Source organism: Bacillus sp. P4_D3, assembly GCF_056401855.1.
Window position 1 is genome coordinate 1 of the sequence record NZ_JBFUIN010001176.1, and the last position, 725, is coordinate 725.

The window sequence follows — 725 nt, forward strand, 5'->3', positions numbered from 1 at the left end:
GGTGTGACAACGGCTCAGCAGTGGATTAAAGTTGGGAAAGAAATGGAATTATTAGATACACCAGGTATTTTGTGGCCTAAATTTGAAGATGAATTAGTTGGTCTTCGTTTAGCGACGACGGGTGCAATTAAAGATTCTATATTAAATCTACAGGATGTAGCTATTTATGCACTACGTTTTATGGAAAAACATTATCCAGAACGTTTAAAAGAGCGATATAAGTTAAATGACATTCCAGAAGAAATTGTGGAGTTATTTGATGCAATTGGAAAAAACAGAGGTTGCTTAATGGGCGGCGGAATGATTGATTATGATAAAACATCTGAGCTTATACTTCGTGAGCTTCGTGGTGGAAGATTTGGGAAAATGACATTTGAAACACCAGAAGAGTTTGCGGAGCAGGTGGAAGATGTAGAAAAAGTAGAAGAAGTATAAGACGTGCGTTTGTACGTCTTTTCTTTTTGGTTACGTTTAAAAGGAGTGTAAATGAATGCAAAAAATGACTATTCAAGAAGCGGGATGTTTGCTGCAAGAAATTATGAGTGAAGAAGACGAGCGTTTTCAAATGTTAGTGAAAGATGAGAGAAAAGGTGTTCAAAAACTAATTTTGAAGTGGTATAAACAAAAAGAGTTAGCTCAAAAAGAAAGAGGAAAATTTCTAGAAATGTCAAAGTACGAAAATGAGTTACGTGAAAAAGGGCTCACGTACATTGCTGGCATTGATG

The 725-nt window shown here is 36.0% G+C and carries 1 protein-coding gene and 1 pseudogene; both read left to right on the forward strand.

Annotated elements, in window-relative coordinates:
* Window positions 1-435 (forward strand): YlqF/YawG family GTPase (locus AC1DTM_RS30070; protein ID WP_477001660.1); only part of this gene is annotated, 435 nt, incomplete at its 5' end.
* A 55-nt stretch (window positions 436-490) separates the two neighbouring features.
* A pseudogene (locus AC1DTM_RS30075) lies at window positions 491-725 on the forward strand (ribonuclease HII); the annotation flags it as partial.